The following is a 13844-nucleotide window of genomic DNA, read 5'->3' on the forward strand; positions in this document are numbered from 1 at the left end:
CCTCGCGCTGCAGGCGGCCGACCGCGGCTACGTGATGGATTCGGGCACGGTCACGATGGAAGGCGATGCGAAGCAGATGCTCGACGATCCGAAGGTGCGGGCTGCGTATCTGGGTGAGTAAATGAGCGGGCCCGGTGCGGCGGCGGATGCCGGCGTGCCGCGCAAGGGCTTTCGAAAGGCTGTCACGGGATACCGTGACAGCTTTTTTTTCGTGCGGCGCGCCCGGCGGCGAACTGCGCGCGCGGACGCGACTCCATGCACTCGACAGTGACGCCGACCATGCGGCGCGGGGCACGGTAGCGCGAAGGCCCTCCGAAACCGGCCGTCCACCAACCGTCACGCAGGCTGCGTAGCATGGTCGGTCCATCGGGACACGGAGAGCACCCATGAGTCTGGATTACGGTTTCGTGAAGGCGAAGGTGACGTCGGTGGCGCAGCTGAAGGGCTCGCCACACGGCAGCGAGATCCAGTATCACATCCACCTGACGCTCGCATTGCCGACCGGCGACTGGGACGTCGCGATCAACGTCGGCACCAACGACGCGGACGACCTGCTGAACTACAAGCTCGTCTACGATTTCCATCATCCGGTCACGGCGACGCTCGCGGCCGCGGCCGAAGGCTATACCGATCTCACCGGGCAAACCGTGCTGCCGGCGCTCGACTATCTGCGCAGCGACATCCTGAACGAGACGGGCGCATGGCGTGCCAGCGCGGTGATGGACGGCACCGAGAACGCGGAGCCGATCCCGTCGCTGCTGCGACTCGTCAATGCCGCGCAGTCGCAGGGGCTCGACGTCGTCGTGTTCGGCCGCACGTATAGGGAGGGCAACGGCATCCACGACACGCACATGAACCAGGGTTCGACAGGCTCGAACTACCTGCATCGCGCGGGCAACGACCACAACGATCACAACGACGTGTGGCAGGACGGCGCGTTGATCGTGCGCGTGAGCGAGTCGCAGTGGGCCGCGTATTTCGCGGCGTTCGAGCAGCAGGCCGTGCCGACCGACGCGCTCGGCAATCCGCTGCCGGACGCGGGGCCGATCACGCGCTGAACGTGGTGGCTACCGGCGGCGTCACGCGGCCGGCAGCGTCTTGCCGAACGAGATGCGTTCCTCGACGCGATAGCCGAGCGCCGCATAGAAGCGGCATGCATCGTCGTTGCCGGGCAGCACCTGCAGGTTGATCTTCAGGCAGCCGCGCGCGGCGAGCGCGCGTTCCGCATGCGCGATCAGCGCGCGGCCGATGCCGAGCCGCCGCGCGTCGTTCGACACGCCGAACGAGTAGAGCCAGCCGCGATGTCCGTCGAACCCCGCCATCAGCGTGCCGACGACCCGCGCGCCGCGGGTCGCGACGAAGAACAGCTCCGGCTGCGTCGCGAGCTTCAGCTCGATCGAGCGCAGCGGGTCGCGGTGCGGCGGCGCGCCGGCTTCGTCGTACTGCGGGAACGCATCGCGCCACACGGCCAGCACGGCATCGGTGTCGGCGCGTTCGAACGGGCGGATCGCGACAGCATCGGCGGCGGCATCCATCGCGGCGGTTTCCTTAGAGCGTGTCGAGGATCGACCGCAGCATCGCCATCATCTGGTCGATTTCCTCGGTCGTGACGTTCAGCGCGGGCATGAAGCGCAGCAGGTTCGGGCGCGCCGCGTTCAGCAGCAGGCCGTCGGGCTGCATGTCGCGGGCCTTCTCGACGATCTGCGGGCCGATGTCCTTGCCGAGCAGCAGCGCGCGCAGCAGGCCTTCGCCGCGTTCGCCCTCGAAGCCGCGTTCCTCCGACAGTTCGAGCAGCCTGCGCTTCAGGTATTCGGCGCGCTCGCGCACGCCTTCGAGGAAGCCGGGCGCGACGAGCTGCGAGATCACCGAATAGCCGACCGCCGTCATCAGCGGGTTGCCGTTGTACGTGCCGCCCTGGTCGCCGGCCTCGAACACCGCGACGTCGGCCTTCGACAGCAGCGCGCCGAGCGGTGCACCGCCGCCGATGCCCTTCGCGAGCGTCATGATGTCCGGCTCGATACCGGACAGCTCGTACGCGAACAGCGTGCCCGCGCGGCCGCACCCACTCTGCACTTCGTCGACGATCAGCAGCAGGTCGTGCTGCTTCGTCAGCGCGCGCAGCGCCTGCATGAATTCACGCGTGGCCGGGATCACGCCGCCTTCGCCCTGGATCGGCTCGAGCATCACCGCGACGGTCTTGTCGGTGATCAGCTTCTCGACGGAGTTGATGTCGTTCAGCTCGGCCTTCGGGAAGCCCGGCACCTGCGGTGCGTAGATCGTGTCCCAGCCCGGCTTGCCGCTGGCCGACATCGTCGCGAGCGTGCGGCCGTGGAAGCTGTGGTCGAACGTGATGATCTCGTACGCGCCGTTCTTGAACTTGCGGCCCCACTTGCGCGCGAGCTTGATCGCGCCTTCGTTCGCTTCCGCGCCGCTGTTCGTGAAGAACACCTTGTCAAACACGCTGTGCTGCGTGAGCAGGCCCGCGAGCTTCGCCATCGGTTCGTTGTAGAACGCGGGCGACGGGTTCAGCAGCTTCTCCGCCTGCGTCTTCAGCGCCTCGACGATGCCGTCGTTGCAGTGGCCGAGGCTGTTGACGGCCCAGCCCTGAATGAAGTCCAGATAGCGCTTGCCCGTGTGATCGTAGAGCCACGAACCCTTGCCGTGCGTAAACACGATGTCGGGGCGGTTCGTGATGTACATCAGCGAGTCGATCGGGTAATCGTTCAGGGGCATGGCAGCAGACTCCAGCGGACGTTGAAAGGAAAGCGGGCAACAAAAAAGCCACGGGAAGGCCGTGGCTGGTGGGTCGAACAGCTTGTGCGTAACCGGTGAAGCGGAGGAGTAGGTTACGCGCGAGTCCGTGACGAGCCGGCGGCATCCGGGCGGAGCGGCGAGCGGCGACGTCGAAGTGCGGACAGGAAGCGGTTCATGTGCGCAAGCATAAGGCATCCCGCGCCCCACTGTAAACCGCCGCGATGCCACGGATGTGACACGGCGGCGCGCAGCGGGGCGCGCGGGCGCGCCCGGGGCTCAGACCGGATGCGCGAGATCGGCGGCGCTCGTGAACGAGTCCGCGTAGAACTCGTCGGCCGGCAGCGCGTGGTGCTGCGTGAAGTCGCGCTGTGCGGATTCGACCATCACCGGCGCGCCGCATGCGTACACCTGGTGGCCCGACAGATCGGGCAGATCCTCGATCACCGCGCGATGGACGAAGCCGGTGCGGCCGGTCCACTGGTCGGCGTCGTCCGGCTCGGACAGCACCGGCACGTACTTGAAGTTCGGGATCTCGCGCGCCCATTGCTCGGCGAGCTCGCCGAGGTAGATGTCCTTCTTGCGGCGTGCGCCCCAGTAGAGCGTCATCGGGCGCGTGATGCCCCGGTGCTTCACGTGCTCGACGATCGCCTTGATCGGCGCGAAGCCGGTGCCCGATGCGAGCAGCACGATCGGCTTGTCGGAATCCTCGCGCAGGAAGAACGTGCCGAGCGGGCCTTCGAAGCGCAGGATGTCGCGTTCCTTCATCGCGCCGAACACGTGGTCGGTGAACTTGCCGCCCGGCATGTGGCGGATGTGCAGCTCGATCGGGCCTTCCTCGTGCGGCGCGTTCGCCATCGAGTAGCTGCGGCGCGAGCCGTCCTTCAGGATGAACTCGACGTACTGGCCCGCGAGGTATTGCAGGCGTTCGTTGGCCGGCAGCTGCAGCTTCACGACCATCACGTCGTCGGCGCGGCGCTCGAGCGCGGCGATCCGGCACGGCAGCTTCTTCACCTGCACGCCGTCGACGCCGGCGATTTCACGCACGTCGATCTCGAGGTCGCATTGCGCCTTCGAGCAGCACAGCAGCGCGAGGCCGCGCGTGCGCTCGTCGTTGGACAGTGCCGACGCGGCGTGCGGGCCCTGTTCGATCTGGCCCGACACGATCTGGCCCTTGCAGGAGCCGCACGCGCCGTTCTTGCACCCGTACGGCAGATGGACGTTCTGGCGCAGCGCCGCCGCCAGCACGGTTTCGTCCGACTCGACCTGGAACTGCCGGCCGCTTTGCTTGAGAGTAACGTTGAATGCCATAGAACCAAATAGAACAAAATGTGGGGACCGTGCATATCGCGCACGGCAGCTACAATGCAAACCCGTTGCGCGCCGCGCAACGGTGGCTACTGATTTCGCAACCAACATGATCGCGACTCGAATCCTGCGCCGGCCGCGCGTCCTGATCGTCGGCTGCGGCGACGTCGGCCTGCGCTGCGTCGCGCAATGGCGCGATGCGCGCCGCAACCTGCGCATCGTCGCGCTGACGAGCCATCCGGGCCGCCGCGACGAACTGCGCGCGGCAGGCGCGACGCCGCTCGTCGGCGACCTCGATCGCCGGGCGACGCTCGGACGTATCGCGGGCCTCGCCCGCACGATCCTGCATCTCGCGCCGCCGCAATCCGACGGCCGCGACGATCGCCGCACCCGTGCGCTGATCGCCGCATTGTCCGTGCCTGCGCGGCGGCCGTCCGCACCGGCGGTGTCGTCGGTCGGCCGGCTCCGCACGCTGCGCGCCGCGACCCGACAGGCCGGCGTGCCGGTGCGGGAAGCGCGTATTGTACCCGACGCCCTTCGCGCGCCGACGCTCGTCTACGCCAGCACGACGGGCGTCTACGGCGACTGCGGCGGGGCGCGAATCGACGAAACGCAGCCGCTGCGCCCCGCGAATCCGCGCGCGTTCCGGCGCGTCTCGGCCGAGCGTCAGCTGCGGGCGGCGACGGTGCGCGGCGTGCTGTCCGCGCGCATCGTGCGCATTCCCGGCATCTACGCGGCGAACCGGCTGCCGCTCGCGCGGCTCGAGCGCGGCACGCCGGCACTCGACGCGGCCGACGACGTCTACACGAACCACATCCACGCCGACGATCTCGCGGCGATCCTGCGTCGCGCGGCCGTGCGCGGCAAGCCGGCGCGCGCCGTGCACGCGTCGGACGACAGCGAACTGCGGATGGGAGAGTATTTCGACCGGGTCGCGCAGGTGTTCGGCCTGCCGCCGCCGCCGCGGATCAGCCGCGCGGACGCCGAGCAGCAACTCGAGCCGGCGCTCCTGTCGTTCATGCGCGAGTCGCGGCGCCTGTCCAATGCGCGGCTCAAGGCCGAATTGTGCGTGACGTTGCGCTATCCGACCGTAGACGAATTCCTTCAAACGCTCGTGCCGCGCGGCGCGTCAGGTCAGCGCCGGTAACGCCTCGATCAGCAGGAAGCACAACAGCGCGCCGATCAGCGCGCCGATCAGGTTCGGATGGTATTTGTGCTTCATGTGCATCATGGCCAGCAGCGCGCCGATCACGATGGCGCCCACGACCGCGAACGCGATCGTCACGTACGACAGTTCGAAAGAATGGTTGAAGTTCATGATGTCTCCCCTGCATTGCTGCTCGTACAGCTTGTGATTTCAGTATAGCGGGGGATCGGGCGGCCGCGACGCGGCCCGACATCGAACGATCGTGCGGATTTTCCCTTACAGGGTTTTGACGGGATTGCGCAGGGCTGAAAGGTCGTCTTCCCCGAGCCAGCGCCACGCGCCCGGCGCCAGGTCGTCCGGCAGCGTGAACCCGCCGATGCTTTCGCGGTGCAGTGCCTCGACGCGATTGCTGGCGGCCGCGACCATGCGTTTCACTTGATGATATTTGCCTTCGAGGACGGTCAGCGCGAGCGCGTGCGTGTCGCGCGCGTCGGCGGCGACCGCCGCGATCGGCTTCGGCTCGCCGTGGAGCTGCACGCCGGCGCGCAGTGCGTCCAGCTGGGCGTCGTCGAGCGGGTGGCGCACGGTGGCGACGTAGGTTTTCGGCACCTTGCGCTTCGGCGACGTGTACGCGTGCACGAACTGGCCGTCGTCGGACAGCAGCAGCAGGCCCGTCGTGTCCTGGTCGAGGCGGCCGACGCATTGCACGCCGCGTGCGACGAGCGGCGCGGGCAGCAGGCTGAACACGCTCGCATGGTGTTGCGGCTCGCGCGAACACTCGTAGCCTGCCGGCTTGTTGAGCGCGAGATATACGCGGGCGTGGAACGGCCACGAGGTGTCGTCGACCGTGAACACGAGGCCGTCGGTGTCGAACGACGCGTCGGGGTCGGTCGCGCTCGCGCCCGCGACGGTGACGCGGCCCGTTTCGATCAGGCCGCGGCACTGGCGGCGCGAGCCGAAGCCCTGCGTGTAGAGAATGCTTTCGAGATCCATAGCGCGCGCATTCTATCAAGCCACGCGCCGGCACCGGCATGAACCCGCCCGCGCTGGTAAGCTGCCGGAGCGCCGCGCCGCACGTTTGTTCTTCACGGAAAGTGGACGTCGCATGCAAGGGGCGTACGGCTTCAGCGTGAAGTCGCGCCACGACGGCGGCAGGCTCGTACCCGGGCTGCCGCCGTCTCCATCCGACACGGAGTTCGCCGCATGAATCCGACGACGCTCGATGCACTCGCCGATTTCCCCCGTCAGCTCGAAGCCCATTTCGCCGCCGTGCCGGACGGCTACGCGCGCTGGACCCCCGACGACTGGAGCGGGATCCCGAGCGAGCATTTCTCGCCGCTCGGGCAGCTCTGCCACGTGCGCGACATCGAAATCGACGGCTACCACGTGCGGCTGCGGCGGATGCTCGACGAAGATCACCCGCTGCTCGTGTCGGTCGACGGCGATGCGCTCGCGCTCGAGCGCCGCTACGACGCCGCGTACGCGTCCGACGTGCTCGCGGCGATTCGCGACGCGCGGCGCGAGACGCTCGACCTCGTGTCGCGCCTCACGCCCGGGCAGTTTGCGCGCACCGGGGAGTTCGAAGGCTACGGCGCGCTGACCGTGCGCGGTCTCGTCCATTACCTGTGCAGCCACGACCAGCAGCATCTGGCCGGCATGCAGTGGCTGCTCGGCAAGATCGACGCGGCGCTGTACGCGCGCTGAACCGCACGGCCCGGCGGCCGTGCATCGTGTCGCGTCGAGCGGATTTCGTCGCGTTCGTCGGTGGGGCAGCCCACCGTTCCGGACGCCTGACTGGATCGTTTTTCTGGATAATTCATCCAGCCGTGCCCGGCTGACCGGCACGTCGCGCGTGCCTACACTCCTAGCTTCATTCAACGCAAACAGGAGTCAACCGTGGCTACTCATACGCTCGCAGACAAGGTCGTCCTGATCGCAGGCGGCGCCAAGAATCTCGGCGGGCTGATCGCCCGGGACCTGGCCGGCCACGGCGCGAAGGCGGTGGCGATTCACTACAACAGCGCGGCATCGCAGGCGCAGGCCGAAGAGACGGCCGCCGCGGTGCGCGCGGCCGGCGCGGAAGCCGCGACGTTCCAGGCCGACCTGACGACGGCCGCCGCGGTCGAGAAGCTGTTCGGCGATGCGAAGCAGCGCTTCGGCAAGATCGACATCGCGATCAATACCGTCGGCAAGGTGCTGAAGAAGCCGTTCACCGAAATCACCGAGGCCGAGTACGACGAGATGTTCGCGGTGAACAGCAAGTCGGCGTTCTTCTTCATCAAGGAAGCGGGGCGGCACCTCGAGGATCACGGCAAGCTCGTCACGCTCGTGACGTCGCTGCTCGGCGCGTTCACGCCGTTCTATGCGGCGTACGAAGGATCGAAGGCGCCGGTCGAGCACTTCACGCGCGCGGCGTCGAAGGAGTACGGCGCGCGCGGCATCTCGGTGACGGCGGTCGGGCCCGGCCCGATGGATACGCCGTTCTTCTACCCGGCCGAAGGCGCCGACGCGGTCGCGTATCACAAGACGGCCGCCGCGCTGTCGCCGTTCAGCAAGACGGGCCTCACCGACATCGAGGACGTCGTGCCGTTCATCCGTCATCTCGTGACCGACGGCTGGTGGATCACCGGGCAGACGATCCTGATCAACGGCGGCTATACGACCAAGTAACCGACCCGGTAACGGGCCGTGCCGGGGGCGTCGTGTGCGCGGCGACCCGCAATGGACCGTTTGCATGGACAATGGACGGGCGCGCGGCCACAACGCCGCGCGCCGTTTCATCTGTGCCGCCGGGATCGGCCGCGACGCGCGGCGCTTGCCGGCCGCGGTCGTCCGAACCCACGTTCTCTGCCTGCCGATGGACAAGCTGGATCAGGTCAGAATCTTCCTTCAGGTTGCCGAGATGGGCAGCTTCATCAAGGCAGCCCACGCACTCGACGTGCCGCGCGCGACCGTGTCGGCCGCCGTCCAGCAGCTCGAGACCGCGCTCGGCACGCGCCTGTTGCACCGTACGACGCGACAGGTCCAGCTGACTGCCGACGGCGCGCTGCTGCTGGAGCGTGGCCGACGCCTGCTCGCGGAAGCCGACGAGCTCGACCGGCTGTTCCGGCGTCGCGATCGCGACGTGATCGGGCGGCTGAACGTCGATGCGCCGAGCCGGATCGCGCGCCGCGTGATTGCCCCCGCGCTGCCGTCGCTGTTTCGCCGCTACCCGAAGCTGCAACTGTCGCTCGGCTCGACCGACCGCTCGATCGATCTCGTGCAGGAGGGTGTCGACTGCGCGATCCGGGTCGGGCGGCTCGCGGACAGCAGCCTCGTCGTGCGGCCGCTGGGGCAGTTCGCGCTGATCAACTGCGCGAGCCCCGACTACCTGCGCGAATGCGGCGTGCCCGAGCATCCCGATGCGCTTGCGCACGGGCACTGGGCGATCGGCTATGCGTCGCCGACGACCGGCCGCGAGCTCGGCTGGGAATACTGCGCGGACGGTGGACGGCATACGCTGACGCTGCCCAGCCGCGTGATCGTCAACAACGCTGAAACCTATATCGCGAGCTGCATCGCAGGCATGGGGCTGATCCAGATTCCGCGCTTCGACGTCGTGCATCTGCTCGACAGCGGAGCGCTGGTCGAGGTGATGCCCGGCCATCGGGCCGCGCCGATGGACGTGTCGGCCGTATATCCGCATCGGCGGCATCGGTCGAGGCGGCTCAACGCGTTCGTCGAGTGGTTCGGCGAGCTGATGGCGGATGCATTGAACGACGCGGGCGCGGCCGGCAGCGGCGACTGAAAGCGGCGTCGTGGCCGCAACTGCGGGCCGCCCGCCATTCGCCGGCCGGTGACGCCAATCGATCGGCGTCGGTGCGACGCGGCATGCGCGGTACGTCCGGCACGTGCGGCCATCGCGTCGCGCACTCAGGCGGCGAACTGCCGCGTGCGCCCGGTCGCCCGCACCGCGCCGATCAGCGCGGCGCAGGCGCCGTCGGGCTTCGACGCGAACGCGTAAAAGCGCGCGGCCGGCAACGCCGGCAGGCCGTCATTCGCCCCGCATGCGCGCAGGCCGTCGCGCAGCTGGCTGCGCGCGAGCGCCGTGACCGCGAAGCCGGCCAGCGCGGCCGATATGCAGCCGGCCATGCTGGCGCTTTCGAACAGCACGCGAAACGGCCGCAGCGCGGCGGCGAGCGAGGACACCGCGGCTTCCCGGTACACGCACGGCTCCGGGAACAGCGCGAGCGGCACATCGCCTTCGGTGTCGATTGCCATATCCGACGCGAACGCCCATACCAGTGGTTCTTCCCACAGCAGTTCGCCCGGCGCGTCGACCTGCCGGCATTGCTTGCCGAACACGACGTCGAGCCGGCCCAGCGTCTGCTCGCGCAGCAGCGCCGCGGTGATCCCGACCTTCAGTTCGATCGATGTGCGCGGATGACTGTCGCGAAACGTGCGCAGCACCTGCGGCAACCATGCGCCCGCGAAATCTTCCGACGCGCCGACGCGCAGCCGGCCATGCGCCGGCGCGCCGCGCAGCCTCGCGCGCACTTCGCGCTCCATGTCGACGATGTTGCGCGCGTACGCGTACAGCGTGTCGCCGGCCGGCGTGAGCGCGATGCGGCGCGTCGTGCGCGCGAGCAGCACCGTGCCGGCCGCCTGCTCGAGCCGCTTGATGTGGCCGCTGACCGCGGACGGCGTCAGCGCGAGGCGCTCCGCGGCCGGCGCGAAGCCGCGGCTGTCGACGACTTCGAGGAAGGTACGCAACAGCGCGATGTCGAGCGCGGTCGACGCGGGATCGGTCAGCGGTTCCATCGGTTGATTCACCACGATACTTGAAGAATAAGTCATGATACGCCGCGAATCGTGATGAGAGACGGGCCTACCATCGGGCATTCAGGCTGACCAACCGGAGTGCACATGACCGCTTACCGCTATGCGACGACCGCGTCGCTCGAACTCGCCTATCTCGAATGGAACCCGCGCGGCGAACGCGTGGCCGTGCTGCTGCACGGCTGGCCGGACAGCCCGGTCGGCTGGGAGGCCGTGGCTCGAACGCTGGCCGCACGCGGCTACCGCGTGCTCGCGCCCGCGCTGCGCGGTTTCGCGCCGACCCGCTTTCGCGATCCCGCGACGCCGCGCAGCGGCCGGCTCGCGGCGCTTGGCCGCGACTTGCTCGAATTCATCGACGCGCTCGGCATCGAGCGGCCCGTGCTGGTCGGGCACGACTGGGGTGCGCGCGCGGTTGCGAACGCGTGCGGGTTGCGCGACGGCGCGGCCTCGCATCTGGTGATGCTGTCGGTGGGATACGGCACGAACGACCCGGCCCAGGCGTTGTCGCTGCCGCAGGCGCGCAACTACTGGTACCACTGGTTCCTGGCGACGCCGCGCGGCGAGCAGGCGCTGCGCGACGATCGCCGGGCGTTTGCGCGCCTGATGTGGGATACGTGGTCGCCGGCCGGCTGGTACGACGCACGCGACTTCGACGCGGCCGCGACGGCCTTCGACGGCCCGGACTGGATCGACGTGGTGCTGCACTCGTACCGTTATCGCTGGGGGTTCGTCGACGGCGGGGCCGCGTATGCGGAAGACGACGCGCAACTGACACCCGCACCGGTGCTGTCGGTGCCGACGCTCGTGCTGCACGGCGGCGCGGATTCCTGCAACGGGCCCGAGACTTCGGCCGGGCGCGAGCGGTTCTTCACCGGCCGCTACGAGCGCGCCGTGCTGGACGGTGTCGGGCACTTTCCGCAGCGTGAGGCGCCGGGAGCGGTTGCGGACGCGATCGCGCGGTTCTGCGAGCAACGCTGAACGCGCGGCCGCACCTCGGTGCGCGGTCGATCGAACCGGTCACTCGGTGCGGTGCGGGATGCTGTCCGGGAACGGGTAGGGCGCGTGCGGCCCTGGCCAGTCGGGCACGGGCGGCTCGCGCAGCAGGTCGCATCCGCCCAGCATGATCGACAACAGCGCGGCAAGCACGCGGCGGCGGATCGGGCTCGAAAAGAAGACGCGCGTGGACATGAGCGGCCTCCGTGCTTGCGTGTCCTGATGCTTGGACCGCCGGGGAAGGACGTGCGTTGCGGTGTGCGTGGCGCGCGCAACAAACAAAAAACCAACAAAAAACCCGCGAAGCGGCGAGCTTGCGCGGGTTTCGACAGTGCAGCGCATTGACGCTGCGAAAGACTTGGTGCCCAGGGCCGGACTCTAGGAATCGAACCGTGGGCCTCAAAGCCTTATCTGGTGGGCGTGTTGCTGCGGTGGGTTTAACGAGTTACCACGAAGGTTACCACGAGCGTGAGCCAAGCGGCCTCTTGAGCGCAGATTGAACCCTGAGATAGAGTGAGCGAAATAAACAGAACATTCCGACAATCGGGGAAATAATGAAACGCCTCTTCGCACCGTTAGTAATCTCAGCGGCTCTCGTTGGCACTGTCCACGCAGCAAACTGGCAAAATCTCGCAAAAGGGGACCACGTTAGGCTGCTGGTTGATATGGACTCTATGAAGTTCGATGGCGCTGGCTATGTTCGTGCGTGGGTGAAGTGGGAATACGATAGCCCGCAGTCTTGGTCGGAAAACATTCAGTACAAGACCAAGGTTGTTCAATACAACGTGGACTGTAAGGGAGGCAGGTTCGACAATCCGGCCGGATATATCTATCGGAGTGACGGCACTGTAGCAACGAGCTGGGACCTACCTTCCCCGATGAAGTCTATCGTTCCTGATAGCGTCGCTGATGTCATCACCTCAGGGCTATGTGCTGGCAGCCGGTAACATGAAATGCTGGCCGGGAAAATCTCAGAGGGTATCTGATAAAGTCCCGACGCGGAATTCCCCCCGGTGGCCCTCCCGATTCTCGCGGGCGCGCCATCATGATGCGCATCCGATAACGCGCGCGATTCCTGACGCGTGGGCGCGTGTTTCTCCAGCGGGATGGTCGATGTGGGCCCTACGAAATGCAACACCGACCCCTTGTAATTGGCATAGCGGCCATCATCTACTGGCAGGTAACCAAAACTTGAAGGGGGAGCGATGTTCACTGGGGTGGAGATACTTGGCGGTGATCCGGTTGTGTCCAATTTTGTGGTCGTCAATGCGGACAGGGGCGTGAACGTTAGTAACTGCAATGAAGCGACCGTCACCGATATGGTGTGCGTGGACGTTGATACGCCTATTCGTGTCCGGAACACTAAGAAGTTCACCGGCCGCAACAACGTTGCAATCAATTCCCAGGACGCTGGCGAAGGCACGCAAAGCGGGACGGTTGCATCGAACTTGGTGCAGGCATTTGTCAACTTCAGCAAACGTAAGGAGCGCCCGTAATGCCGATGTACGACATTAAGGATTCAGGGGACGTGCGCTTAGATTCAAACGCCACGAACGGCGATCAGATGCTTAAGGCTGTGCGGGTCGGGAAGATTACTGCGACGAACAACAAGACTCGGAGTCAGACCTATATTGCTCCCCGTCTTCCGCTTTATAAACGAATAGCTCTCTGGGTAGCGGGTAACTTCATGGCGCTTCTTATTGGTGCGGCCGGGGGATGCATAGGAACAATCGCGGCTCAGCTTATTACGGCACGGTTCGCGCTCCCCCATTGAGAGAGTCTACGCAAGGTGTCCGCTTTGGGTGTACCCCAGCCTGACTGTCAGGCGGTCAGCATAGAGTCGTCAGGATAGGGTGGTTTTCGTTATTTCTTGACATTCCGTCTCCGAGGTCATAGATTCCAACCTGACACATTGACCGCCGGGGAGAGTCATGAGCAAAGGCAAGCACATCGGTTACATCCGCGTCAGCACGGTAGACCAGAGCACGGAGCGCCAGCTTGAGGGCGTGGACCTGGACAAGGTATTCACGGACAAGGCGAGCGGGAAGGACACTGAGCGTCCCCAGCTCCAGGCAGCGCTGGATTACTTGCGCGATGGGGACACGCTGATGGTGCATAGCATGGACCGCCTAGCGCACAACACTGAGGACCTGCTTAGGATGGTCCGTGAGCTCACCGAGCGGGGCGTTACGGTCCAGTTCGTGAAGGACTCGATGACCTTCTCAGCCGACAAGCGGAACCCTCAGCAAGAACTCATGATGACCATGCTGGCCGCGTTTGCTCAGTTCGAGCGGTCATTGATCCGCGAGCGTCAGCGCGAGGGCATCGCCATTGCCAAGGCTAACGGGGTGTACAAGGGCCGTAAGCCATCGCTCAGCCCTGAACAGGTCTCTACGCTGCGCCAGCGGGCAGCCAGCGGAGAGGCTAAGGCTGCCATCGCGAGGGACCTGGGGATTAGCCGCGAGACGCTGTATCAGTACCTCAGGCAGGAGCAGGCAGGAGACACGACAGCGTGACGTTAGGGATTCAACGAGAGAGGCCGGGGAGCGATTCCCGGCCTTTTTCCGTTTGGGACGATGAAGACCGTCGCCCGTTCAATTTGGGTTCTATCGTGAAACGCGATGGAACCCTTGGCGGAAACTCAGCGCGAGTGTCCGTCATCAACGAATCCGGGATGTACTCCCTGGTACTCAGCAGTAAGAAGCCCGAAGCTCGCGAGTTCAAGCGCTGGGTCACTTCCGAAGCCCTTCCTAACAACGGAAATGCCAATGTTTCATCGTGGTATTCCGTGACACCGGTTTACCCCGGCGCGTAAACTTTCGGTTCC

Annotated in this window: 16 protein-coding genes and 2 pseudogenes; 11 read left to right on the forward strand and 7 right to left on the reverse strand. The window is 66.4% G+C overall.

The window, feature by feature from the left end; translation table 11 throughout:
- Together U4012_RS29310 and U4012_RS29315 are read left to right on the forward strand one after the other, a co-directional pair.
- Window positions 1-121, forward strand: a pseudogene (locus U4012_RS29310) (ABC transporter ATP-binding protein); the annotation flags it as partial.
- 265 nt (window positions 122-386) lie between these two features.
- A complete protein-coding gene (locus U4012_RS29315) occupies window positions 387-1058 on the forward strand; it encodes a DUF2278 family protein (protein WP_321802779.1) in 672 nt (223 codons plus the stop codon).
- 21 nt (window positions 1059-1079) lie between these two features.
- Here U4012_RS29315 and U4012_RS29320 read toward each other — a convergent pair whose 3' ends face one another.
- The 3 genes from U4012_RS29320 to U4012_RS29330 all read right to left on the reverse strand — a co-directional run bounded on the left by U4012_RS29320 (window position 1080) and on the right by U4012_RS29330 (window position 4062).
- Window positions 1080-1535, reverse strand: coding sequence for a GNAT family acetyltransferase (locus tag U4012_RS29320; RefSeq protein WP_044845606.1), 456 nt, complete (start codon window positions 1533-1535; stop codon window positions 1080-1082).
- Between the two features lie 13 nt (window positions 1536-1548).
- Window positions 1549-2733, reverse strand: a complete 1185-nt coding sequence (locus tag U4012_RS29325) for an acetylornithine transaminase (protein WP_044845607.1) — start codon at window positions 2731-2733, stop codon at window positions 1549-1551.
- Between the two features lie 297 nt (window positions 2734-3030).
- Window positions 3031-4062, reverse strand: a complete 1032-nt coding sequence (locus U4012_RS29330; protein WP_044845608.1) for a CDP-6-deoxy-delta-3,4-glucoseen reductase — start codon at window positions 4060-4062, stop codon at window positions 3031-3033.
- Between the two features lie 106 nt (window positions 4063-4168).
- On the opposite strand from U4012_RS29330, the gene U4012_RS29335 reads away from it, so the two are divergent.
- A complete protein-coding gene (locus U4012_RS29335; protein WP_321802783.1) occupies window positions 4169-5206 on the forward strand; it encodes an NAD-dependent epimerase/dehydratase family protein in 1038 nt (345 codons plus the stop codon).
- Here the strand turns inward: U4012_RS29335 and U4012_RS29340 are convergent.
- Together U4012_RS29340 and U4012_RS29345 are read right to left on the reverse strand one after the other, a co-directional pair.
- Window positions 5189-5377 carry a hypothetical protein gene (locus tag U4012_RS29340; protein ID WP_044845610.1) on the reverse strand — a complete coding sequence of 63 codons (189 nt, stop codon included), beginning with the start codon at window positions 5375-5377 and terminating at the stop codon, window positions 5189-5191. The two genes, U4012_RS29335 and U4012_RS29340, sit on opposite strands and share 18 nt — an antisense overlap.
- Window positions 5378-5482: 105 nt before the next feature.
- Complete coding sequence (locus U4012_RS29345) at window positions 5483-6199, reverse strand: 16S rRNA pseudouridine(516) synthase (RefSeq protein ID WP_321802785.1); 717 nt, start codon at window positions 6197-6199, stop codon at window positions 5483-5485.
- A gap of 210 nt (window positions 6200-6409) precedes the next feature.
- On the opposite strand from U4012_RS29345, the gene U4012_RS29350 reads away from it, so the two are divergent.
- From U4012_RS29350 to U4012_RS29360, 3 genes are all read left to right on the forward strand, one after another.
- Window positions 6410-6910: a DinB family protein gene (locus U4012_RS29350; RefSeq protein WP_044845612.1), complete on the forward strand. Its 501-nt coding sequence runs from the start codon at window positions 6410-6412 to the stop codon at window positions 6908-6910.
- A gap of 192 nt (window positions 6911-7102) precedes the next feature.
- The gene (locus U4012_RS29355; protein WP_044845613.1) at window positions 7103-7876 is read left to right on the forward strand and encodes an SDR family oxidoreductase; all 774 of its coding nucleotides are present in this window, start codon (window positions 7103-7105) and stop codon (window positions 7874-7876) included.
- 187 nt (window positions 7877-8063) lie between these two features.
- A complete protein-coding gene (locus U4012_RS29360) occupies window positions 8064-8993 on the forward strand; it encodes a LysR family transcriptional regulator (protein WP_044845645.1) in 930 nt (309 codons plus the stop codon).
- 125 nt (window positions 8994-9118) lie between these two features.
- Here U4012_RS29360 and U4012_RS29365 read toward each other — a convergent pair whose 3' ends face one another.
- Entirely contained in the window at window positions 9119-10006 is an 888-nt protein-coding gene (locus U4012_RS29365) for a LysR family transcriptional regulator (protein ID WP_321802790.1), read from the reverse strand.
- Window positions 10007-10111: 105 nt separating this feature from the next.
- Between U4012_RS29365 and U4012_RS29370 the strand changes: the two genes are divergently transcribed.
- Window positions 10112-11002 carry an alpha/beta hydrolase gene (locus U4012_RS29370; protein WP_321802792.1) on the forward strand — a complete coding sequence of 297 codons (891 nt, stop codon included), beginning with the start codon at window positions 10112-10114 and terminating at the stop codon, window positions 11000-11002.
- Window positions 11003-11041: 39 nt separating this feature from the next.
- On the opposite strand, the gene U4012_RS29375 is transcribed toward U4012_RS29370, so the two are convergent.
- Complete coding sequence (locus U4012_RS29375) at window positions 11042-11212, reverse strand: hypothetical protein (protein ID WP_321802794.1); 171 nt, start codon at window positions 11210-11212, stop codon at window positions 11042-11044.
- A 359-nt stretch (window positions 11213-11571) separates the two neighbouring features.
- Here U4012_RS29375 and U4012_RS36020 point away from each other — a divergent pair, with 359 nt between their 5' ends.
- The 4 genes and pseudogenes from U4012_RS36020 to U4012_RS36025 form a co-directional block, all read left to right on the forward strand.
- Window positions 11572-11964 carry a surface-adhesin E family protein gene (locus U4012_RS36020; protein ID WP_415750413.1) on the forward strand — a complete coding sequence of 131 codons (393 nt, stop codon included), beginning with the start codon at window positions 11572-11574 and terminating at the stop codon, window positions 11962-11964.
- Window positions 11965-12222: 258 nt separating this feature from the next.
- The gene (locus U4012_RS29380; RefSeq protein WP_321802796.1) at window positions 12223-12513 is read left to right on the forward strand and encodes a hypothetical protein; all 291 of its coding nucleotides are present in this window, start codon (window positions 12223-12225) and stop codon (window positions 12511-12513) included.
- A gap of 435 nt (window positions 12514-12948) precedes the next feature.
- Window positions 12949-13533 carry a recombinase family protein gene (locus tag U4012_RS29385; RefSeq protein ID WP_321802798.1) on the forward strand — a complete coding sequence of 195 codons (585 nt, stop codon included), beginning with the start codon at window positions 12949-12951 and terminating at the stop codon, window positions 13531-13533.
- Window positions 13530-13772: pseudogene (locus U4012_RS36025) on the forward strand (Bro-N domain-containing protein); the annotation flags it as partial. The gene U4012_RS29385 and the pseudogene U4012_RS36025, both read left to right, overlap by 4 nt.
- Window positions 13773-13844 lie beyond the last annotated feature (72 nt).

This window comes from Burkholderia sp. BCC1988 (assembly GCF_905339895.1).
Lineage (GTDB): Bacteria > Pseudomonadota > Gammaproteobacteria > Burkholderiales > Burkholderiaceae > Burkholderia.

What these genes read in the sequence shown, in the direction of transcription:
- U4012_RS29340 (WP_044845610.1), bottom strand. Translation starts at nt 5,377, where the DNA reads ATGAACTTCAACCATTCTTTCGAACTGTCGTACGTGACGATCGCGTTC.
- U4012_RS29380 (WP_321802796.1), top strand. Translation starts at nt 12,223, where the DNA reads ATGTTCACTGGGGTGGAGATACTTGGCGGTGATCCGGTTGTGTCCAAT.
- U4012_RS29385 (WP_321802798.1), top strand. Translation starts at nt 12,949, where the DNA reads ATGAGCAAAGGCAAGCACATCGGTTACATCCGCGTCAGCACGGTAGAC.
- U4012_RS29320 (WP_044845606.1), bottom strand. Translation starts at nt 1,535, where the DNA reads ATGGATGCCGCCGCCGATGCTGTCGCGATCCGCCCGTTCGAACGCGCC.
- U4012_RS29335 (WP_321802783.1), top strand. Translation starts at nt 4,169, where the DNA reads ATGATCGCGACTCGAATCCTGCGCCGGCCGCGCGTCCTGATCGTCGGC.
- U4012_RS29325 (WP_044845607.1), bottom strand. Translation starts at nt 2,733, where the DNA reads ATGCCCCTGAACGATTACCCGATCGACTCGCTGATGTACATCACGAAC.
- U4012_RS36020 (WP_415750413.1), top strand. Translation starts at nt 11,572, where the DNA reads ATGAAACGCCTCTTCGCACCGTTAGTAATCTCAGCGGCTCTCGTTGGC.
- U4012_RS29375 (WP_321802794.1), bottom strand. Translation starts at nt 11,212, where the DNA reads ATGTCCACGCGCGTCTTCTTTTCGAGCCCGATCCGCCGCCGCGTGCTT.
- U4012_RS29370 (WP_321802792.1), top strand. Translation starts at nt 10,112, where the DNA reads ATGACCGCTTACCGCTATGCGACGACCGCGTCGCTCGAACTCGCCTAT.
- U4012_RS29350 (WP_044845612.1), top strand. Translation starts at nt 6,410, where the DNA reads ATGAATCCGACGACGCTCGATGCACTCGCCGATTTCCCCCGTCAGCTC.
- U4012_RS29315 (WP_321802779.1), top strand. Translation starts at nt 387, where the DNA reads ATGAGTCTGGATTACGGTTTCGTGAAGGCGAAGGTGACGTCGGTGGCG.
- U4012_RS29330 (WP_044845608.1), bottom strand. Translation starts at nt 4,062, where the DNA reads ATGGCATTCAACGTTACTCTCAAGCAAAGCGGCCGGCAGTTCCAGGTC.
- U4012_RS29360 (WP_044845645.1), top strand. Translation starts at nt 8,064, where the DNA reads ATGGACAAGCTGGATCAGGTCAGAATCTTCCTTCAGGTTGCCGAGATG.
- U4012_RS29345 (WP_321802785.1), bottom strand. Translation starts at nt 6,199, where the DNA reads ATGGATCTCGAAAGCATTCTCTACACGCAGGGCTTCGGCTCGCGCCGC.
- U4012_RS29365 (WP_321802790.1), bottom strand. Translation starts at nt 10,006, where the DNA reads ATGGAACCGCTGACCGATCCCGCGTCGACCGCGCTCGACATCGCGCTG.